Source organism: Paraburkholderia sp., from assembly GCF_049581445.1.
Lineage (GTDB): Bacteria > Pseudomonadota > Gammaproteobacteria > Burkholderiales > Burkholderiaceae > Paraburkholderia.
Genome location: NZ_JBAURZ010000235.1, coordinates 37,670 through 58,961 on the forward strand (window position 1 = coordinate 37,670; position 21,292 = coordinate 58,961).

17 protein-coding genes and 1 pseudogene are annotated in these 21,292 nt (G+C 57.1%); 3 read left to right on the plus strand and 15 right to left on the minus strand.

Annotation, left to right across the window (positions count from 1 at the left end; genetic code table 11):
- Window positions 1-240: 240 nt before the first annotated feature.
- Window positions 241-792 (plus strand): hypothetical protein, encoded by a 552-nt coding sequence (locus tag WCA85_RS20495; RefSeq protein ID WP_424066707.1) that lies wholly within the window; start codon window positions 241-243, stop codon window positions 790-792.
- A 251-nt stretch (window positions 793-1,043) separates the two neighbouring features.
- Window positions 1,044-1,739 (plus strand): GntR family transcriptional regulator, encoded by a 696-nt coding sequence (locus tag WCA85_RS20500; RefSeq protein ID WP_424066708.1) that lies wholly within the window; start codon window positions 1,044-1,046, stop codon window positions 1,737-1,739.
- 87 nt (window positions 1,740-1,826) lie between these two features.
- On the opposite strand, the gene WCA85_RS20505 is transcribed toward WCA85_RS20500, so the two are convergent.
- The 8 genes and pseudogenes from WCA85_RS20505 to arsB all read right to left on the minus strand — a co-directional run.
- Window positions 1,827-3,134: an MFS transporter gene (locus WCA85_RS20505; protein WP_424066732.1), complete on the minus strand. Its 1,308-nt coding sequence runs from the start codon at window positions 3,132-3,134 to the stop codon at window positions 1,827-1,829.
- 120 nt (window positions 3,135-3,254) lie between these two features.
- Window positions 3,255-4,100, minus strand: coding sequence for a class II aldolase/adducin family protein (locus WCA85_RS20510; protein ID WP_424066709.1), 846 nt, complete (start codon window positions 4,098-4,100; stop codon window positions 3,255-3,257).
- Window positions 4,101-4,405: 305 nt separating this feature from the next.
- Complete coding sequence (locus tag WCA85_RS20515) at window positions 4,406-5,122, minus strand: GntR family transcriptional regulator (protein WP_424066710.1); 717 nt, start codon at window positions 5,120-5,122, stop codon at window positions 4,406-4,408.
- Between the two features lie 60 nt (window positions 5,123-5,182).
- The gene (locus WCA85_RS20520) at window positions 5,183-6,193 is read right to left on the minus strand and encodes a PDR/VanB family oxidoreductase (RefSeq protein WP_424066711.1); all 1,011 of its coding nucleotides are present in this window, start codon (window positions 6,191-6,193) and stop codon (window positions 5,183-5,185) included.
- An 86-nt stretch (window positions 6,194-6,279) separates the two neighbouring features.
- Window positions 6,280-7,824 (minus strand): Rieske 2Fe-2S domain-containing protein, encoded by a 1,545-nt coding sequence (locus WCA85_RS20525; RefSeq protein WP_424066733.1) that lies wholly within the window; start codon window positions 7,822-7,824, stop codon window positions 6,280-6,282.
- A 454-nt stretch (window positions 7,825-8,278) separates the two neighbouring features.
- On the minus strand, window positions 8,279-8,764 hold the full coding sequence (locus tag WCA85_RS20530) for a hypothetical protein (RefSeq protein WP_424066712.1): 486 nt from the start codon (window positions 8,762-8,764) through the stop codon (window positions 8,279-8,281).
- A 114-nt stretch (window positions 8,765-8,878) separates the two neighbouring features.
- Window positions 8,879-9,259, minus strand: a complete 381-nt coding sequence (locus WCA85_RS20535) for a nuclear transport factor 2 family protein (RefSeq protein WP_424066713.1) — start codon at window positions 9,257-9,259, stop codon at window positions 8,879-8,881.
- 1,273 nt (window positions 9,260-10,532) lie between these two features.
- Window positions 10,533-11,496 (minus strand): annotated as a pseudogene (gene arsB / locus WCA85_RS20540) (ACR3 family arsenite efflux transporter); the annotation flags it as partial.
- A gap of 608 nt (window positions 11,497-12,104) precedes the next feature.
- On the opposite strand from arsB, the gene WCA85_RS20545 reads away from it, so the two are divergent.
- A complete protein-coding gene (locus WCA85_RS20545; RefSeq protein WP_424066714.1) occupies window positions 12,105-13,334 on the plus strand; it encodes a porin in 1,230 nt (409 codons plus the stop codon).
- Between the two features lie 45 nt (window positions 13,335-13,379).
- Here the strand turns inward: WCA85_RS20545 and WCA85_RS20550 are convergent, their stop codons facing one another.
- The 7 genes from WCA85_RS20550 to WCA85_RS20580 form a co-directional block, all read right to left on the minus strand.
- Entirely contained in the window at window positions 13,380-14,162 is a 783-nt protein-coding gene (locus WCA85_RS20550) for a FadR/GntR family transcriptional regulator (RefSeq protein WP_424066715.1), read from the minus strand.
- A gap of 105 nt (window positions 14,163-14,267) precedes the next feature.
- The gene (locus WCA85_RS20555; RefSeq protein WP_424066716.1) at window positions 14,268-15,953 is read right to left on the minus strand and encodes an FAD-dependent oxidoreductase; all 1,686 of its coding nucleotides are present in this window, start codon (window positions 15,951-15,953) and stop codon (window positions 14,268-14,270) included.
- Between the two features lie 27 nt (window positions 15,954-15,980).
- Window positions 15,981-16,436, minus strand: coding sequence for a Zn-ribbon domain-containing OB-fold protein (locus WCA85_RS20560; protein WP_424066717.1), 456 nt, complete (start codon window positions 16,434-16,436; stop codon window positions 15,981-15,983).
- Entirely contained in the window at window positions 16,433-17,614 is a 1,182-nt protein-coding gene (locus WCA85_RS20565; RefSeq protein WP_424066718.1) for a thiolase C-terminal domain-containing protein, read from the minus strand. Before WCA85_RS20565 ends, WCA85_RS20560 begins: the two co-directional genes overlap by 4 nt.
- On the minus strand, window positions 17,611-18,894 hold the full coding sequence (locus WCA85_RS20570; protein ID WP_424066719.1) for a CaiB/BaiF CoA transferase family protein: 1,284 nt from the start codon (window positions 18,892-18,894) through the stop codon (window positions 17,611-17,613). The genes WCA85_RS20565 and WCA85_RS20570 overlap by 4 nt, the downstream gene beginning before the upstream one ends.
- 59 nt (window positions 18,895-18,953) lie before the next feature.
- Window positions 18,954-19,613, minus strand: a complete 660-nt coding sequence (locus tag WCA85_RS20575) for a flavin reductase family protein (RefSeq protein ID WP_424066720.1) — start codon at window positions 19,611-19,613, stop codon at window positions 18,954-18,956.
- Between the two features lie 330 nt (window positions 19,614-19,943).
- Complete coding sequence (locus WCA85_RS20580) at window positions 19,944-21,266, minus strand: Rieske 2Fe-2S domain-containing protein (protein ID WP_424066721.1); 1,323 nt, start codon at window positions 21,264-21,266, stop codon at window positions 19,944-19,946.
- Between the last annotated feature and the right edge of the window lie 26 nt (window positions 21,267-21,292).

The following is a 21,292-nucleotide window of genomic DNA, read 5'->3' on the forward strand; positions in this document are numbered from 1 at the left end:
GAGCGGACCTACCGTCCGCGCAATTGCGCCGTCGGCATCAACAACGTATTCGTCGATGTTCGGGCCGCTTGCCAGTACGCACTAAGAATTCGGACTCAGTGTTTGTACGAATATGCCCATCATTATGGACCTCGTACTCTCTTTGTATACAGAGTTCGGCACTCGGTGCCCAGAGTACATTCATTGTTGGACGGGCAGCCCAGTTGGACTGAGCCAACGACGCAGGAACTAGGAGACAATATGAAAATGCCGGATTTTCTGATGGCCCATTCTGCGACAGACGGGCGCTCAAACACATTTGCAATTGGCGAAACCGGATTTTCATTCGACAACAGTCAGCGTCCTGCAGCGACACTAAACCAGTGGGTTTCGGGCGAAGACATTCCCGACGCAGCGCGTAAGGTTCTGGAAAGACATGGCCAGTTCAAAGATGTAACTGGCCTCATTCGGGTCCCGACCGAGTCGGACGCGGCAGACGAAGTTCATGCGGAGTGGATTCTGGTACGCACGTCGTCGGGACTGGTTTCCATTGTCGTTCGCGACGCAAACACCTGCGAGCCAAGCCAGCTTCAGGAAGACATGGCCTTCGCGGTTGTCGAGGCGAAACGATACTGCGCGTCGTCAGTCGTTGTTCTGGTGCAGGAAAGTAGGCACAAAGAACCGGATAGCTGCCGAACCGCGCTACAAAAAGTATTCAAAACGGCCTCCGTCAATCCGGACCAGCTGTATGCCAGCAATATAGCTGCTGAGTTGCCCGTCTGGTTCGCCAGCGTGTCGACAGCGAACCGGTAAAGCATGAGGTACGGCTGCATAGGTCGCGGCTACTTGATACCACCCCAACCACTTGTCGCGTTGGAAATCGGGAACCGGATTAAAGGCCTAATCGGCGTCTCTGCTCCGTGCGCTTTGATGACTCCACCCAGGCGGCACCGCCGTGTGCGCAAACGGCCCTTCGGCATGCCATTGCGGAGGCATGGTATTCCTTGCACGCCCAATCAATGCTGGTAAGCTGACGGTATTCTGTATCCACAGCAGCTATCGCCATGCCAGCAAAACTCCTGAAACTCCAGGCCCGCACTGACTACGTCGACGAGGTCTACAAGGTACTTCTCGACGCCATCAGCGAGGGCTCCATCGCCCCGGGAACCAGAATTGTCCAGGAGGAGATTGCGGAACAACTGGCGGTCTCCCGTTCGCCGGTACTGCAAGCTTTCCGGATGCTGAAGAAGGACGGACTTGTGGAGGACGCGCCGGGCCGTGGTTTGCAGGTTACCCCATTGGACGCGGAGCGGATTGGCCACCTCTACGAGCTTCGGGGAGCCCTCGACGGTCTCGCTGCCCGCCTCGCAGCTAAAAAGCGAACAAAGATAGACAAGTCCCTCATCGCAACGGGTCGAAGGGTCTCCAAAGGCGATGACATTCGAGCCATGATTGAGGCTGACATGGCGTTTCACATCGCTATCTACACGGCATCCGGAAATCCGCTCATTCTCGAGAATGCACGTTTGCACTGGTTGCACTTACGACGTGTGATGGGCGCGGTTCATCAGGTCGCTGGGCAACGAAAAACCGTCTGGGATGAACACGCTGCGATAGCTGAGGCCATCTTCCAGGGTGACGAAGAGCTTGCAGCCAGGCTCAGCTTGCAACACACCGAGTTTGCACGCGAGAACCTTGTTCGCCACATGGCTCAGGCAGTCGGAACTGTCGACGGAACTCAGCAGTCTGCGAGGAGATGAGGTCCAAGGGACATCTCATGCGCGGTGCCTGTTCGTCGGTATAAGTTCAGACACCGATACCGACGAATCAAGGCTGGATTCAAGGTCCTACCGCCGTGGGCTATTGACGAGTGTCGGAGGCACCAGCAGCACCAGCAACCCACCAATCACCAGACTGACAGAGAGCACCAACACGCCTGCACCGGCGGAACCGGACGCGTTCTTGATTACGCCAATCAGCGACGGGCTCACTACACCCGATATGCTGCCGACGGAATTTGCCAATGCGAGTCCAGCAGCAGCCGCAGAGCCGCCCAGAAAGGCCGTGGGAAGAACCCAGAATTGCGAAATGGTCGTCATCACGCCCATCGTCCCAATCGTCAAGGCAATCATCGCAAGGACTGTCGAATGGGCCGCCCAAACGCTCAACGCGAGCCCAAGTGCGCCTGCCAGACCCGGAACAATCAAATGCCAGCGCCGCTCTCCTGTGCGGTCGGAGCTCTGACTGACGACAACCATGGCTATTGCGCCTACACCATATGGAATCGCCGTGAGTAAGCCTACATTCAGCGGGTCCGAAACGCCACTGGACTTGATTAGCGTCGGTAGCCAGAAGCTGACTCCGTAGAGCCCCATCGTGTAGAAAAAGTAGACAGCGCTGACAAGGAGAATCTTCGGATTCAGCAGGCCATCCTTGACCGAATGCAGAACGTTGTCAGGCTCCTCGTCTTTCAGCTTCTGCTCAATGGCGGCCTTTTGCGAATCGGTCAGCCAGCCCGCGTCCTGCACCTTGTCATCGAGGAAGAAAAAGGCAGCTATGCCGAGGACAATTGTTGGGATGCCCTCCAGCAGAAAGAGCCACTGCCAACCCGCCATTCCGTGAGCCCCAGCAAGTGTGGTCATCAGCCAGCCAGAAAGCGGGCCGCCAATCACCCCAGACATGGGAATCCCTGTCATGAACAGTGCAGTCACTTTCGAACGACGTGACGAAGGAAACCAGTAGGTGAGGTATAGAACGATTGCAGGGAAGAAGCCAGCTTCAGCGACACCAAGCATGAAGCGCATGACATAGAACATTGCTGGCGTTTTGACGAACATCATGCCGGCTGAGATGAATCCCCACGTGACCATGATTCGCGCAATCCACCGACGCGGACCAACCTTAAGAAGTAGCAGGTTGCTCGGAACCTCGAATAGAAGGTAGCCGATGAAAAACACGCTTGCGCCGAAGCCATAGATAGCTTCGTTGAACCCGAGGTCATTGAGCATCTGTAGCTTCGCAAATGCCACATTTATTCGGTCGAGGTACGCGGAGAGATAGCAGAGGAAGAGGAATGGCACTAACCGCCACGCCGCTTTCGCGAACGCTGACGACTCACCAGCTTCCAGATATGCGGCCGGACTGTGGGAACTCATTGTTGTCTCCTGGGGGACTTCTGATAACGGCGTGCGCTGTTTATGCTCTTCTCCGCCTCTGCTAACGGGCAGCGATACCACGCTTTGGCATCGCTGCGTATCGTGGGTCGGTGACCTTGGCTAGTCGAACATGTCCGGCTGCGTCGCGACCAGGTCATTCCAGATTGTCTGGAAGTGCAACCAACCGATGTAGTCGCTTCCAACGTGCTCACGACTGTACCTGGCGCGGTCCGGAGACACTTCCTTCGGCGTAGTACCAGTGGCTTCAATCATGAGTTGTTGCTGGCAGCAGCGTTCGAGCGCGATGAACCAGAAAGCAGCCGAGTCAATGCTGTGACGGCTTGCCGTCAGCAGACCGTGATTCTGATGAATGGCAGCCTTCACGCCAGCGAAGGCGTTGGCCACCTTGTTTCCGCCCTTCACCTCCACGGCTACCTTCCCGGCTTCGTCTCCGATAACGACGTGGTCTTCGAAGAACGCAGCTGCGTCTTGTGAGATAGGCGCGAGCGGTTTCCCGAGCGAGGCGAATGCAGTGCCGTACACCGTATGCGCGTGGCACATGGCGACAATGTCCGGGTGTTGTTCGTGAACTGCAGCGTGCAGCACAAAGCCCGCGCGGTTGATGGCGTACTCGCCTTCGACGACCGTGCCGGTGTGGTCCGCGCAGATGAGATTCGAAACCTTCACCTGCGCAAAATGCACAGCCATCGGATTGGTCCAGTACAGACTGGCATTCTCTGGGTCACGCACAGTCAGGTGGCCTGCAAATCCGTAGTCGAAACCTTGCAAGGCGAATGCGCGGCATGCGGCGACAAGATGCTCCTGCAGATATTGACGATGCTCAGCAGCCGTCTTGAACGTCGGCAACTCCGGAAAAATCAACCCTTCCTGGTCGGGTTGATAAATTGAAATCTTGCCGGGCTTCACAATCGTCTCGACCTTCTTTTCCGCGACTGGTGTATTCATAACTACCTCCTAAAAATTGAAAGGGGGAAAAATGAAGCTGTTTCGTTGGCACTGCGGCAGCTGTCGCTTCTTCCTATCAGCAGGGCCAATACCGGCATGTCCACTCTTGCGAGCAGCCTCGACAAACAGTAACTGTTCATAGAAACATGAATGAGGTTCATACAAATTGCGAATATATGTAACGGATTCCTAACTTTATATTGCTTCGTGCGTTCGAAGTAGTTGCACGACCGCAGACCTTCACATATGCCGTACAGACGTAGGTCGCGATGGCGCGGCGTGACTGTTCATACGGCGCCTTCGCGTCAGGTAGGAATTTCCTCGGCCTGATGCATCTTTCCGAATACAGAACTGGTCTCGCCGCTCAGAGCAATCCCGAGTTCATCGACTAGATGCAGATTCGCGCGTCGCGTGTGCGATTCAGACATGCTCATCGCACGCTTGACGTCGCCGCTTTCTATCGCTGCGGCGATTGTTGCGTGTTCGTCCCAGATTGAAGCTCGTTGACTTGATGCCTGTAGCGTCGCGCCCATCACTCGCCGAAGATGAACCCAGTGAACCCGCGCGGTCTCGCCAATGAGCGGGTTCCCCGAAGCAGCGTAGATGGCGAAGTGAAACTCCATGTCTGCATCAATCATTGCGGGAATATTGCCCTTCCGCGAGGACTCTCGCCCTCGAACTACTAGCGAAGGGTCTAACTGCGCCCGACGCGTCGCAGCCAGCTTCGCGGCAAGCGAGTCCAGCGTTCCTCGCACTTCGTACAGGTTGCCCAGCCACTGGACATCCAGCGGCGCAACGACTACACCTCTCCCCGGCGCATCCTGAACCAACCCATCTTTTTTGAGAAGCCGCAGGGCCTGAAGCACGGGCGACCGTGAAACCGAAAGTTGCTCGGCTATTTCCTCCTGCGTCAAACGAGCACCCGGGCCGAGAGAGCCGTCACAAATGGCGTCGACGAGCACCTTGTAGACCTCCTCGACGTAATCGGTTCTAGCAGGAATCTGAAACAGCCTTGTTGTCACGGTGTCCTCCGTTGCCTACGCTGTACGCATACCGGTCGAGAAGCGCTGTGCTTACCTGCATCAAAGGTCCAGAACCAGCTTGCTGCTGATTGGCCTTGAAACGCAGGTTGTCAGGTATTCGCGGCGCTCGTCTTCGCCAAGAATGTAGTCGGCGTGCTCGACTTCGCCTTCGAGATAGCGAACCTTGCATGTTGCGCAGAGACCCGAACAACACGATGTGGGCACCTCGACGCCTGCTTCATTGAGAGCATCGGCTAAGCTCTGGTTCGGGGTCAGGTGTATAACCTGTCCCGTGCTTGCAATGGTCACATCGCAACCCTCTGAGCTCTCGGTAACTGCTGGGTCCTTCTTGGGCTGGTCCGGAGCTTTGAAATGTTCAAAGTGAACCGAGCCTTTGGGCCAGTGGCTCGCAGCGTCCGCACATGCCGCCATGAAAGGCGCCGGGCCGCAGTAATACAGATGCGTTCCTGGAGTGGGGTTGCCAAGAAGCTTTTTGATATCCAGTTGTTTGCCGGCTTCGCCGTCGTCAAAGTGATATTGAAGCTTCCCCGCACCAAGCATCCCGTCAAACTCGGGACCGAACGCGGCAGCATCCGCGTTTCGGGCACAGTAATGCATCTGGAACTTAACGCCGCGTGCTTCGAGTTCGTGCGCCATCGCTTTCAGCGGTGTGACACCAATCCCACCAGCAATCAGGATTACCTCCTTTGCGTCTCGAGAGAGAGCAAAATGGTTTCGAGGTTTGCTAATAGTGATGACGTCGCCTGCACTTATTTGCTCGTGCACCGCACGCGAGCCACCTCGACCTTTCTCGTCCTTGAGGACCGCGATAACGTAGCGATTTCGGTCAGCCGAAGAATTGCACAGAGAATACTGTCGGATGATGCCGTTCTTCAGATGGACATCCAGGTGCGCGCCAGCCTCGAAAGGAGGCAATTGCCGCCCCGCCAGGCTCGTGAATTCGTAGGAGTTAATCCCTCGTCCTTCATATCGAATCTGCTTCACCCTCACGTCGAGTGTTCCTGTTTCGATGTCTTCAACGGCCTCTTCTGCTTCCAATACGGATTCCATTTTCCCCTCCCGAGCTTGACCCGGGGCACACCGGCCACGCAATCGCCATAAAGGGCGCGTGGTAGCGTTGCTAGCGTGCCCTACCATTAGCGTTTCATGGACTGCTCGAGTTCTTCGAACTTCGCGCGGACGAAATCGCTACGGTCCTTGCTCTTCAAACCCTCGCTCTGAGTCAGTGCTTCAACGACGGATTTCAGGACTTTCCGACGGCGCACGACTTCTTCTTCAAGCGAGTCACCTTCGGCAATCTCGAAGACATTGCCCGTGCAGTAGCTGTTGGGTGCACCACCTAGTTCGCGGAGCCACTCCGCGAACCCCTGGGCAGAGGCCGCCGTGTTGGTACCGCGAACGGCATCACGCAACATCTTCCGGAACTGGTACAGACCAGCATCGAAGCGCGTCGGATGTTCCAGGGAGTGAACAGCAATCGGCCGCTGGCTGATGATTGCTTCGTAGTCGCCTGGCGCGTATTGCGCTTCTTTGTAATTCGCACGCTCACGGTGGTTCGTCGGGATGGGCGGTAGGTCCTCGAGTTTGTATTTCCCGAAACGCTCGGGACGGCGCATCGCTACCTGGCCCTCAAGGAAGTCGATGGTTTCGTATCCAACAAGCTCCTTGTTCCCAATGCCGCGCGTGTCAATGCCTGGGCCCATGACGCGCCAGCCAATCATCTTGCTGTTTTCGTCATCGACCGGCACGGTCCAGCGAATGATGTGGAATCGACTGAATAGCTTCTTTTTCGAACCATCTTCGGAGGTATATGCGTGCAGGCTGAGATTCGGCAGCACCTGGTGCTGCACACGTACGAAGAGCTTGTCCTTGTTGACTCGGCGCGCACCTGCACAGGCAAGGCTACGGCCGCCCTGCACCGGGACGAAGTTCATGTCGGGTGCAACCTCCATCGACGCGGCACCGACCTCGTCAAAAGTCGTCCCCTGATAGTTTCCACCAACGACATTCTTCCCTGCATGAAGCGCGGTAGGGTGGTAGTTGTCGGCCGCGTTGTCTTGGACCTGCATCCAGTTGCAATGCTGGAAGTTGCTGTACGCGACCAGTTCGTCGCCCTCCATAACCGTAAAGTCGCCCTCCCATTCGGGGAAAGGCGGCTCTTCGTCGGGCGGCCCCATGTACGCGAAAACGAGTCCATTGCGCTCGACCGCCTTGTAAGCACCTTGGCGAATCGAACAGGCGAACTTCTCGGCTTCCTTTTCCTCACCCTTCGGAAACGGAACGTGCAAACAGGTTCCGTCGACATCGAAGACCATGCCGTGGTAGCAGCACATGATGCCGTGCTCCTGAATGGCGCCGTATTCAAGCGATGCGCCACGGTGTACGCAATGGGCATGCAACAGGCCAACGCTGCCGCTGCCGTCACGGAATGCTACGAGTTCTTCGTTCAGTATTTTCAGGAAGCGCGGCGTGTCGGTCAGCTCAAGCGACATGCAGACTGGATGCCAGAACCGGCGCATGTACTCCCCTGTCGGGGTGCCGGGACCGGTCTCTGTCAGTTCGGGGTCGTGCTCTGGCACCTTGTTGGTGTAATAGCCGCCAAAGGGAATCAGCTTTTTGACGACAGGCGTTCCGCCACCCGAACCCTTCTGGCCATCCAGTTTGTCTGACTTAATGTTCATGATTCCTGCCTCCAATGATTGATAGGGATGTTAGTTTCTGTTTGTGTTCTGAACTCTGTATACAGAGATTAGTATTCAGAGCTCGATGTGTCTGTATGGGTTAACACTTAGGCGCGACTTGAAATACCGGCCAAACGCCAGCAAACCACCGTGGCACAGTCCTCGGCAGCTGCTTCGAATTTTTGCGACCGGAAAAGATTCACTTGCCAACCCGGCGATATGCGGTGACAAAATGACGGAAGGGGCTGGAGGAGTAAGGGGGCAGACGGCGTAAGTACGAAGCCTAAAGCAGCACGGTATGGCCACTGCAGCTTCAGGGGGCCGCACAGATGTTCAAGATGTGAACCTACGCGGTCGCCCAGCGTTGCCGAACCCGCAGAGACGGACGGGACATCCGTTCAGTTACGAACTGCTTTCCCGGCACGCCGGCGCTGATGCATACGCTTTGCTCTCGCTAGGGATTCACATCGAGAGACACCGCGGCCGATGGATGTTCGTCCATGGCGCCACCCGCGGCACGCCGTTCCGACGGTCTCATCGAGTGCAGAGGAAGAGCAACAAAAAGACTGACGCGACGCAGAATCTGGCGGAAGACCTGTTCCAAAGCACGCTGCCGTTCCAAATCGGTTACATCGACGGCGAGCGGGTCGGCAAAGCTCCATTGACAGAACGTCGGGGTATCCGGGAAGCCCGGCGCGTAAGCTTCGTCGGCCTGAAAACTGACATCTATTTCATTCGCGCTGTTGACTAGGAAGCCCAGGTTTTGCGAAGCATTTCCGTCCAGTGTCTGAAAGTGATGGCCGGTTTCTGGTGAGAAATCGTCCACGAACCACGTCAACGTCGGTGCGACCGCAGTGGGTGGTGGGTTGGTAACCTGACATCCTGAGAAGATGATGCTCGTTAGTAGGAGCCACCCTAAGCGAATCGCATTCTTCATCATTTGTTTCTCCGTGCGCGATATCGCTGGCCGATATGGAACCTCGACAGGCGCATCCGACGATGCCACCTACAGCGAGTAGTACGTAGTAATTGCGTGCAACGTATCTTCCAAGTGTCACAGGCGTGCAGCAGTATCGAAGAATTCCTGCCAGCGAGTAATCATTCCATCCCGTATCGTGAAAATGTGGGCCCATTCCGATTCGAACGATTTTCCCGTTGACTTAATGGTCGCAGCGACAAACCCGATAACGACGACATGCGAACCCGCGTCAATAAATTCACGAACTTCGAATTTAGTAATCTCCTCCGCCGCTAAAAGGTCCTCGAAATAGTGCTTCACCTCAGCGCGTTTCTGACAATGGTTGGAGTACGGCAGGCTAGTAGAAGCGACAACTCGCCAGTCAACGTCTTCGGAAACAATTTGCAGGAGCCCGTTGATATCACCTTTTTCAAAGGCCGCGTAAGCTTCCTTGACGACAGTTAGCGCCTCGCTCATGTCAATTCTCCTGTGACGACTACGCCGCTGACGCTCCCGTATTTGCAGGAGCTAGAAAAACGCTACTCGTTCACGTCAGTGTATGAATGACCAACCTAACATTCACGCTGCGCTGCGGCGCGGCAGAGCGTTCCAAAGCCAAATGCGGAACTCGCTTTGGTATTCGAGACGGGTATCAACTCCTCGTCCTGACATTGCTGTTGAGTTGTTCGTCAATGCGTTGCCTTAACATCCTACCAATGCATGCACACCCACTCCCGATTTGAGTCGCGACGGCGCTTCGTAGACGTTTTCCTAACCTGCTTTTTGTCGTCAAGGAGATGGCGGAACAACGCGTTGAACTGCCTCGCTATTGTCCTGCTGTGTCTGTGTCCGGGTTGACACCGCTACGCAAACGTCGTCGCCGACGAAAGCTTCGCGCCAAACATAAGGAACATGGCACGTGCCATCTGGATTTCTCCGTTCCGCGGCCGCAGCATTGTCTTCCTGGACTTGTGTTCGCGTTTGCGGCGTTACGCATACGTGGTCATCAGGCCGAACCTGACGCCATACATACCCCGACAAGCACCAGCCAGGCGCCGGCGACCAGTACGCCATGTTTGACCAGCCTCCACAATTTGACGACTGAAATGGGCCGCCGCTGAAGCAAGCCTCGACTTCAAAGCTGTAATAGGCACCCGTGTCGATATTTCCCACTGATACTTCGCCGCCTCGCATTCCGTCAGCCGTAGCATCATATTTTGATTGCCCGACAAAAGTGCCTTCCTTGTAAATTCGTAAATTCCAGAAATCTGCGCCTTGTGAAATGTTTGGTGGCCAACCCCACGAAACCTGTATGGCATCGCTCTCCAGATTGACCCGAAAAATCTCCGGGTTAGCCGCATTTGCGCTGATGGCAAAACAGTTGCACAACGCAACCGATACGGCGAGACCCCGCCGGGCAACCGCACGACTCCGCCTATTGAGTGTGAGGGCATGATTTGCTGACATGGAATACCTCCATCGCATTCCTGCTGAAGTCTGTTACGACTCGGCAGTAAGCCAGTGAGAAGTTCTTGTTGCCTTAAAAGCGCAGCACCGACAATCATTCGGGCCGCCAAATGCTCGACGCTGGAGTGCGGCCTCACTACCTATTTCTGGCCCCGTGCTTTAAACCGATAGACGAAACGCGTCCTTTTATTTTTAAAGAGTGCATTTCGATGTGCTGTGCCATGACTAATCCATGCGTTCCACCTGGACGCGAACTTCGGTCCACAGGTCATTTTCTTCGCGCGCCAACGACCGTCGCCAGCGCAGTACCAGATTGAAAACCGAACAGGCCGATGGCGGTCGCAACTGCCAGCTCGAAAAGTTGCTCGCACCAATCAGACTAGGTAGGCCAGCGACACGGTGAGCGACACCGAGTCGTCGATTCAGCACATATGCCAAGCCGGAATTCAAGAACACCTGAATGAGGATGGGCACCGCGAGCATGGCGATAACCAGCGGCTCTTTGACAATAGCCTGTCTCTAAAATGCAAAGAGCAAGACGAGGGTGCCAAGCAATGCGCAGATTGAATACGGACCGAGCGCCGATACGACCCGCTGAAAGTGAGCGTCGCCCTTGGCAAGCAATACTCGACACATCAGTTGCGCGATGATGGCCGGAATGATGATGTACAGTCCGACGGAAGTAATCAGCGTTTCCCGCGGCACTGTGATAGCGGACAAGCCCAGCAAGAACGCCACGATGGGTGCGAACGCGACAGTCATGATTGCGTCATTAAGTGTGACCTGAGACAGCGTGAAGTACGCTCGCCTTTGCAAAGCTGCGACCAGACGAAGACCATCGCAGTGCATGGCGCGGCTCCCAGCAGAATCAGGCCGGCAACGTAGCTGTCGAGTTGTGCAGCCGGAAGATATTGCGCGAACACATGACGCACGAAAATCCATCCGAGCAACGCCATTAAGAACGGCTTCACGAGCCAGTTCACGAAGAGCGTCACTCCGATGCCCCGCCAGTGTCCTTTCACCTGTGCCATCGCGCTGAAGTCAATCTTGACCAGCATCGGAATAATCATCACCCAGATGAGCACTCCCACCGGAATCTTGACCTCCGCGACTTCTATGCGACCGATGTTTGCGAACACCGCCGGCGCCCATTGACCAAGCAGGATGCCACCGACAATACACAACGCCACCCACACAGTGAGGTAACGTTCGAAGAAGCCAATGGCTGCAGTGCGGGCGGCCGGCATTACATTTTCAGCGCTGCTCACTTGCATCCTCTGCGGGCCTGTTGCCAGGCATGCGCTTCATTTCTTCTCTCCATAGCATTGCGGCGATACCCATAAAGTGCAGTCGGCGCCAGCGCAGCTGTTTTCCGTGAGGAAGCCGATGAGCCCGTTCAACGTAATTCTCGCAGCGGAACCGAAGCGCGCCGGGTCACTCGAGGAACTCGAAACTACAGAATCTGCACGAACGCTATAGCAAGCGCAGAAATCAACACGACAAATACTACTTAGGTATTGGTTGAGACCGTCTTCGAATGAGTCGGTACCAATCGCTGAAATCACCTTCGCGGTCCAGGCCTCTGCCGAAAATCTTCCTGCGGTATCCATCGCGTTCTCCAGCCCCTTCCCCTCCAATCAGGGAAAGGTATCTAGCGTGGAACGAGCCTGCCGCGCCACCGTGGAACACGGCAGTGGTTCCTCGTTACGTTGTATTTCGCTCATTAGGGTTGTCCTCAGTTTGACAGCATAGCGCCCGGACTCTTACGATTGGTCCACCAGTTTTGGTGGACCAATTTGATTGGACCAGTTTGGCTCACCGCAAACTTACGTTCGGGAATTTCACGGAGGGGACTTTGAGAAAACTCACGCTCGCGGTAAGCGCATTAGCCGGAATCACTGCGTTACCGGCTCACGCTCAATCATCGGTCACGCTGTACGGGCTTATCGACCAAGGGTTTAACTACGTCAGTAACGTTCAGACGGGCCGGAGCGGTGGAGCGCTTACAGGCAAGCATCAGTACGCGCTGTCGGACGGCGCGACGGGGATTGGAGGCAGTCGGTGGGGGCTCAAAGGGTCGGAGGACCTTGGCGGCGGGTACAAAGCCGTTTTCACGCTGGAGAACGGCTTCAACATCAATACGGGAGGCCTCGCCCAAGGAGGTCTGATGTTTGGACGTCAAGCGTTCGTCGGACTGGCCGCCCCCATTGGTCAAATCACGTTTGGTCGTCAGTACGACATCGTGAGCGACATGCTTTTTGCCTATTCTGAAGCGGGCGAGATTCCTGGCCATATGGGCGCAAATCCGGACGACTTCGATGACTTGGGCCACTCTATCCGCGTGAACAACAGCATCAAGTTCCGAAGCACTCAATTCGCGGGCGTGACCGTCGGTGGGCTATATTCAGTCGGCGGCGTAGCAGGGTCGCCCGGTCGGAATCAAGTCTGGGCTCTCGCGGCTACTTATGCGGCAGGACCGTTCGGAGCCGGTGTTGGGTATGTGAACGCGCGAGACCCAAATCTCTCGTTTTTCGGGACGAATGGAAATGCTGGAGGGAGCACAACCAATAATATGGGCTCGTTCGGCTCAGCGACGACAGGGCAGACGAATCCTATCTACTCAGGCTTTGCGTCGGCAACGACTTACCAGATTCTTATTGCTGGCACGAAGTACCACTTCGGTGCGGTGACCCTCGGCGGAACCTACACGCACGCAAGCTTCGACGGACTTGGAGACACAACGGCGGGCCCAAATCCCCAGAGATACACCGGAACGGCGGTGTTCAATAACGGTGAGGTCAATGCGACGTACACCTTCACGCCTGCCTTCAGCGTCAATGCGGCGTACAGCTATACTCGGAAGGCAAGCGTAGGAGCGTCTGGCGAAGCAACATATCACCAAGGGACGCTTTCGGCCGCGTATCTACTTTCGAAACGCACGGAACTCTATGCGCTCGCAATCTACCAGAAAGCATCAGGAACAGACTCGCTCGGGCAACCTGCCGTCGCGTCAATCACCCAATTGACTGCATCGCCGACGGACCATCAACTATTGGTACGCCTCGGCATTGTCCACACCTTCTGAGCATTATGCTTTGGTGGTTTAGTCATCGAGCCGAGTCGCGGCAAATCAATTGTCCTGGTTTGCCGGCTTCCTCGATTGAGCTTTTTTGGCACGTTTGGGCGATACGCCGTCTTCATCTCCAAGAATTTCATTCCAGGCGCCAACAGCGCTCGCAAAGTGCCCCTCCATTAACGCGATGGCCTTCTTCACATCGCGCTTTTTCACAGCCTCATAGAGCTTTGCATGATGCTCTGCAGACGTTTCTCCCCTTGCCGAATCCGCGAACAGCGCGAATCGCCGACTTTCGGATATTCGATAGAACGAATTCAATAGGCGGACGAGAACTTCGTTGTGCGCGCAACGCGCGAGCGCCATGTGAAACGCGGTGTCCTGGACGTAGATATTGCCCTTGTTGGACAGCACTGCTTTCGTCGCATCGATGATGGACACAAGGCCGTCAAGGTCTGCCTCGGTACGACGCTCACAAGCGAGCTGAACCGCCCGAAGTTCTAATGCCCATCGTACCTCGAGCGTCTCCTTGACCTCCTTCATTGATGGCTCAGAGCCCATCTCAGTAAGGAGCACAATCGTCTCGAAGCTGCTGTCGGTCGACATCCGGCGCAAATAGATGCCGGAGTTCGGACGGGATTCGATAACCCGCAACGCACTCAATGTCGACAGCGCCTCGCGCAGCGCGTTACGCCCGACGCCGAAACGTTCGGCCAGCGCTCGCTCAGAGGGCAACCGTTCACCGCTTTCGTAACCGCGCTCCTTGAAGAACGCGAGCATCTTCCCGACAAGCTCTGAGCGCGGGTTTGCTTCACGCGTTGCGGCAGGCGTATGTTCCATATCGCTTATCGAAGGGTTCCTATGAGTATCCTTGAATTATACAGGCGACCTCTTCCGAAGCCCCGTTGGTCCCGGGGATTCTAGTTTAAGGGGCAGATAACGACGTCAGCTCGGGCCGAGGTTCGAACACGCCGATGCGTGCCTTCCTACTCTGTAACCAAACACAATTGCAGGTCCAAGGGTCGCTCCCGGCCCCGGGTACGTGCCCCGCATGATAGAAGCCATATCGTTGCCGCAAGCGTATAGCCCATCAATCGGCAGGTCGTCGCTGCCGAGTACACGACCATCTTTGTCGGTTTTCAAGCCCGTGCAGCTCGCCGCATCAGCGGGGAACAACCTGACCGCGCAGAACGGGGCAGACTGAATTGGTCCGAGGCAGGGATTGCCATCCTGCGTCGCGTCACCATTGAAGCGGCTGACGGCTGTGGCTCCCTTTCCAAACTGGGGGTCGCTTCCTCGACTCGCGAATTCGTTCTGTTGCGCGACGGTCGCTGCGAAGTCTGTAGCTTCAATGTCGAGCTTCTTTGCGAGTTCGACGATAGTTGGCGCAGAGACAAGGTAACCAGTGCGCTCGAATGCGCGGAGGTTCTTTGTTCCAGGCGGCACGACTCCGATGCCGTATCTTTCGACGAAGTCGCGGTCACAGACGAGATATGCCGGTAGGTTGCTTGGTGCGGTGTCATCCAGGCCTAGCATCCCCTCGACGAAGTGATGGTACGAACAACCTTCGTTGACAAAGCGCTTGCCCGCCTTATTGACGGCAATGAGCCCGGGTTTGGCTCTGTCGAGATAGAGGTGTGGAAACAGGCGGTATCCGCCAGCGCCGTCGGGAACCCGTGATACAGGCTGCCAGAGATAGTCACGGGCCTGACGCTCAACTACCGCGCCTACTTCCTTGGCGGCCATCACAGCATCTCCGCGAACAGCGGGAGGTGTTAACGAATCAAACTCGGTAGGGGCCATTTTCTGACGCATCCCGGTGTCGTGGCCAATCCCGCCAGCGGCGAGCACTACGGCTACCCGAGCACCGATACGTTCGCTCGCTGCGCTGCATTCAGCAATGACGGAACTCACCCGGCCACCTGTCAGCTCGAGCTTGACAAGACGAGTCCCGAAGCGAATCTCAACGCCGACTTGTCTAAGTCCAAACAGCATTTGCGCAACAAGCGCATTACCCATCACGAGTCTCGTGCCTCGGGAGTATGAAAGACGGTCGAGCGCGTACCGCGTAATCAACCGCCCGGTTCGGACGAACGCTGGCCAAGACCGGTAGCGTTGAACAAGGGCCTGTACATCCGCTTTGCCCGCCATCATCCCGCCAAGGAGAAGAAAGTCTTTTAGCGGCGGACGAACCCTATTGAAGTCTGGTCCAAGGCGGCGCCCATCGAACTCAGCCGGCGAAATCGCCCGCCCACACATTGCAGCGCCCGGCCGTTCGAGATAGTCAGGATGGCGGCCGGAGCTAACAAAGGCTAGCCCACATCGAGCCTCGAGGAACGCTATGGCGTCGTCGGCCGTCTCAAGAAACGCTTCCCGACGGCCTAGATGGTCGTCCGGTCCAATCAAACCATCCAGATACTCACGAGCGGCTTGCACCGTGTCGTCATGACCGGCAGCCCGCCCATGACGGTTCCCAGGTAACCAAAGCGTGCCAGCAGACGTTGAAGTCGTTCCACCGACCTGTTCGGTCGCCTCGCACAGCAGGACACTGAGCCCGTTATGTGCAGCAGTAAGCGCGGCAGTCATACCGCCGGCACCTGCACCACACACCACAACATCGTATTCAGCCATATTTCTGAGTCACGGTCGGCAAAGTCATCACACGAGGTGCCACTGGAGCAGTGAGAACGACGGCGCAACCTCCGGGTGATGTTCAAAAACCCCTTTCACCTCCGAGCCGATAGCCACCTCTTGCATCGGGTCGCCCAGAAGATTTCCGACGAGTCGGACATTACCGGCTTGCGGCAATTCAACGATTACCGCCAGATAAGGCGGGTGGCCGGATAGTGCGTCGTGAGACGCATGCCAGACGCGTTCCCAGCTGTAGATGAGGCCGCGTGGCCTCACTTCCTGCCAGCCAGGGTCGAACCGGTGGCAACGGTGACAGAGCCATTCAGGGCCAAACTGCCACGTCTCGCAGATTGGGCAACGCTGGATGAGCAAGCGGCTCTCGCGCAGACCATTCCAGTACGGCGCCGAAAGGCCATCGGGTTCGGGAACCGGAATGGGCAAGCCCGGCGGGAGGTATGGAGTGTTGATGGCTTCGTGGGTCATCGTGCTGCCTCTTCCGATGCCAGAAGCAGATTGCTTACTGGGGTAACCATGGGCCCGCCGATGACAAGCGCGACATCGTTCTTCGGTGCCTGGTTGCACGATGTCCCGCGAATCTGGCGAACTGCTTCCAGAACCAGTTCGAACCCGTGCATGTAGCACTCGGCAAGGTTCCCGCCACTGGTGTTCAGCGGGAGTTTTCCCGAGGGCGCCATGAGATTTTCCAAGGTCAGGAACTCGTTTGCTTCTTCCGGCCTAAAGAATCCATGTTCTGCAAGCGCCATCACGACGCCACCGGTGAAGTTCTCATAACTCTGCACCACGCCAACGTCGCTCGGTCCAACGCCCGCCATACGGAACAGGTCAGGCGCAACCGTGTCGAAGCTCGCACTGCCGTACAACGGCGAGTTGTGAGGAATCGCTCCGGTTCGATAGCCGGAACCTGAGGCGGCTCCCAGGATGTAGGCCGCTTTGCCGGGAAACTCCTTGGCGCGCTCTGCTGGCACGAGAATCAGTGCCGCGGCGCCGTCGTTCTCCATGCAGCAGTCGTACAGGTGGAATGGCTCGGCAATCCATCGAGACTCGTCGTACTTCGCTTCGCTGAGCGGCTTCCCGTACATGACCGCACGCGGATTTGACTGCGCGTGGTGATACGACGCGAGGGCGATGGCGCGAAGCGCTTCCTGGCGAACGCCGTGGTCATGCATGAACCGTTGGACGCGCATCGCAAAACGCTGCGGCGGCGCTAATACGCCATAAGGCATGAGATACGCCTTCTCACCGGAAATCGTGTCGATGCCGGCTGTGCGTCCGAAGCGGCCAAACTCACCTTGAGCAAGCGAGCGAAAGACCACCACGCAGTCTGCCAGGCCTGCTTGAATGGAGGCCGCACCGTTTGCCACGGCACCGCAACAACCGCCTCCTCCGCCACCCCATTGCATGGTGGTCGCGCGCAGTCTCGGAAGCCCCAGCGCAGCAGCAATCCTTGAGGGTTCGCTGCGGTCATCGCTGAAGGACGAGAAGCCGTCAATCTCGCGCGGGTTGATGCCGGCATCCTGGCAAGCGGCCAGGATTGCCTGGAGAGCAAGCTTAAACTCGCTATCGGGCGACTTGCCATGCCTGTAATACTGGCTCTCGCCAATCCCGATGACCGCGACCTCGCCCTTTAGAGTTCTGGTCACGATGCAGATTCCTTGGACAGCGCTCGTTGGTCTGCGCCCAGTGCGCCGGCGGACCGAAGTTCTTCGACCCTGCCATCGTCGTAGCCAAGCACGTCGCGAAGAACTTCGACAGTGTGCTGTCCCACGGCTGGCGCTGGAACGGGGTCGACCATGGGCGTCTCGCTATAGCGAATCGGCGAAGCGATATTGGGAACCCATCCCACCTTGGGATGCGGAATACGGCTAACAATTCGACGTTCTCTGGCTTCGGGCGAGCGAATCGCATCACCCACGCTGCGTACTTCACCACAGGGAACGCCAGCGGAACGCATGAGGCCCTGCCAGTGGCTCCACGGATGTTCGGCGAATGCCTGCCCGAGAATCCCGAACAGTTCCTCGCGGCGCGCGCGGCGCAGGTCGCCAGTCGCATAATTGGGGTCTGCCGCCAGGTCCTGGCGTCCAATGACCTGGGTCATCAGGCGTTGGAAGATGCCGTTGTTGCCTGAGTTGATGTAGAACGAGCGGTCCTTCGCCTTGAAGACGCCGGACGGACACGTGTCGGGGCTCGTGTTGCCATGGCGTTGAGGGTCAGCACCGCTGAACAAGTGCTGCATCGGGGCATAGCCCGTCATCAATACAGCGTTGTCGAACAGCGCGATTTCAACCGCTTGGCCCTTGCCAGACTTTTCACGCGAAAAGAGCGCGCCCAAGATGGCGTTGCAAGCCATCATGGCCGTACTGATGTCCATGACCGGCGACAACGCCCGCACCCCTTCGCGGTCGGCATAGCCATTCATCGACACGAAGCCACTTTCCGCTTGAGCAACGGGGTCGAAACCAAGGCGGTCGGAGTATTCGCCGCTGCGGCCATATGCCGATACCGAACAATAGACGAGGCGCGGGTGCTTGCAACTCGCATAGTCGAGACCGAAGCGCTCCATTACGCCCGTCGAGAAGTTTTCGACGACAACGTCCGCGCTCGCAATGAGCTCACGCGCAACTGCGAGCCCTTCGGGCGTCTTCAGGTCAATGGCAATGCTTCGCTTGTTGCGATTCGACCAGAGAAAAGGCGCGCCTTGCCCAAGCTCGGGATTGATAGGCGGATATTGGCGAAAGTCATCACCGCGGCCTGGGGCTTCGATTTTGATAACGTCTGCCCCCATATCGGCCAGCATCATCGTAGCGAAAGGGCCTGCAATGAAATGTGTAAAGTCCACCACCCGAATGCCAGATAGTGCCGTCGGCGCGTCTTTCGGCCGAGACTCGTGCTCGGGAAATTCTTCGGCAAACGTTGAAAGCATGAGGTCTCCTAATCGCGAAGCGCGTTCTATCGCACACTTGGCTTCGCAGCCAAGGGCATTTAAAGGTCCAGAACCAGGGTTGGCGAAGACGACCCGGAGCAACACACCATAATTGCTGAGTTGCTGGCCTTCTCTTCGTCAGTCAGAAAGTCGTCGCGATGGTCTGGCACGCCGTCGACGACGCCCGTTCGGCACGTCCCACAAACACCCGCGGAGCACGCATACTGTACGTTCACGCCTTCATCCAGCAGCACATCCAGAATGGTCTTACCTGTGGGGACCGGGATGCGGCGACCGCAACGTTTTAAGACGACCTCGAAGCCCCCTTCCGTTGCGGACTCGCTTGCAGCGGCGAAACGCTCGAAGTGGACTTGCTCTGGCGGAAGAGACGAGCACGCCTCAATGAAGCCGTCGACCATTCCGCGTGGCCCGCAGCAGTAAAAGTGCGTCCCGGCGGGCGATTGCGCGATGATGCGACGAAGGTCCACCCTGGTACCTTCGTTCTCGAGGTGCATCGTCACGCGCGCGTCGGCCTCCGGAAGAAGCGCGAGCTCCTCGGCGTAGGCAGCACGAGCGCGATGTCGTGCCGCAAAATGCAATCGCCAATGCGCACCCAGGCGCTCAAGCCGCCGAATCATCGGGACTACAGGCGTGATGCCGATGCCACCGCAGAAGAAGACCGAGTTCGCTGCGCTTTCGCACAGCGGAAAGTCGTTCATTGGAGCGGAAATCGTAAAGCGGTCACCAACCCGGGGCGTGCCATGCATCCATAGCGACCCTCCTCGGCCCGACGCTTCGCGCTGAACGGCGATCACGTATCGATGTCGCTCATGCGGGTCGTTCACAAGCGAGTAGCTTCGCACCCGATTTTCCGGAAGATAAAGGTCGATGTGTGCCCCTGCTTCAAATGCAGGAAGCAGCGGCGCGTCAAGTGGGCGGAATTCGAACGAAGCGACGTCGTCGGCTTCAAGCCGAATCTGCACAAGACGGACATCGATTCGCTCGGCGTTAGGCTGGGTCATGATGGATAGGCGATGAACGTTCGACAGTTACGGGGTGTAGCCAAAATCAGCGCCGAGACGCGCTTTCATGAATTCGGCGCCGTCTTCCATCCACGTTGCGCCAGCCGGAAGCGTGAGCGAAACAGCGCGTACCATCCACAGGTCCGGGTTATCCAGCGGCACTGGAGACGTGCGCTCGGAAGTCAGTTTCCGGATGTTCTCGAGCATGAGTCGCCGCGTCATCGCAACGCCTGTGTCGCTAATGCCGAGATTTTCTTTGCGTCGGTCGTAGATTGGCGCAACGCCCGATTGGCATGCGGCGTCTTGCACCCACAAGCCAGGCAGCCCCGAGAACCACGTCTTCGTCTGCGCGTCATAGTTAAACAGGAAGCCTGATTCGAGGTTGAACCTGGTCCAGTATTTGGCGTACGGCTGAGAGACAGGACGCGGAGCAAACGCATCTTTACTCGCGTGACCAGTCTCACGACCGCCGTATCCTTCTTCGAACACCTTGCGGGACTTCTCGTAAAGCGGCGCTGCCGGCGTGTACGAGAACATCAGGCAAAGCGTGTTCTCGTCGTCAAGAGGCACCCACGCATGACCGCTCAGCTCCGGGTATTTCGACTGAGGCGGCACGAGCGTGTAAAACGGGAAGAGAAACTGATTCACGCGCCAGTAGCAGTTCGACTCATTGAGCATGCGACGCGATGCAATGCTGATTCCAAAATCCCGACGCTTGCACTCGAAGACCGGACGCAGGTCTTTCTTCGCGGTCCAATCGTTTATTGAGCCTTGCGAATCGATTCGTCCATGGAGAATCGGCGCATGAGCAGAGTCGATTTCCCCCTCTACCGCCTGCAACCAGTTGCACTCCTGGACTCGGAAGCTGAAATGGACGTTTTCAGGTGGAACCATATTCCACTCGAGGGCGGGCAGCGGCGGCAGCGAGTCACGCGGCGCCTCACCCATGTACGCCCAAACAATTCCATTGCGTTCCTGACACGGATAGTTCTTGATACGGACCTTCTCTTTCAGGCGGCTCTCCTCGGGCTCGGCCGGTGTGTCGATGACGCGACCGTCGACCCCGAACTGCCAGCCGTGATACACGCAGCGCAAACCACACTTCTCATTGCGACCAAAAACCAGCGGCGCACCACGATGCGGGCACGCGTGGTCAATGAGGCCAACGCGCCCTTCGCTGTCACGAAACGCCAGCAAGTCTTCGCCTAGCAGTCGCACCCGCTGCGGCTCGCCGTCTGCCACCAGGTCGGACGAAGGAAGGAAGGGAAGCCAGAACAAACGCATGAACTGGCCGGTGGGAGTGCCAGGACCGACGCGCACCAGAGTTTCATTGTCTTCATGAGAAAGCATTGTGGGTCTCCACATCTACGTAATTG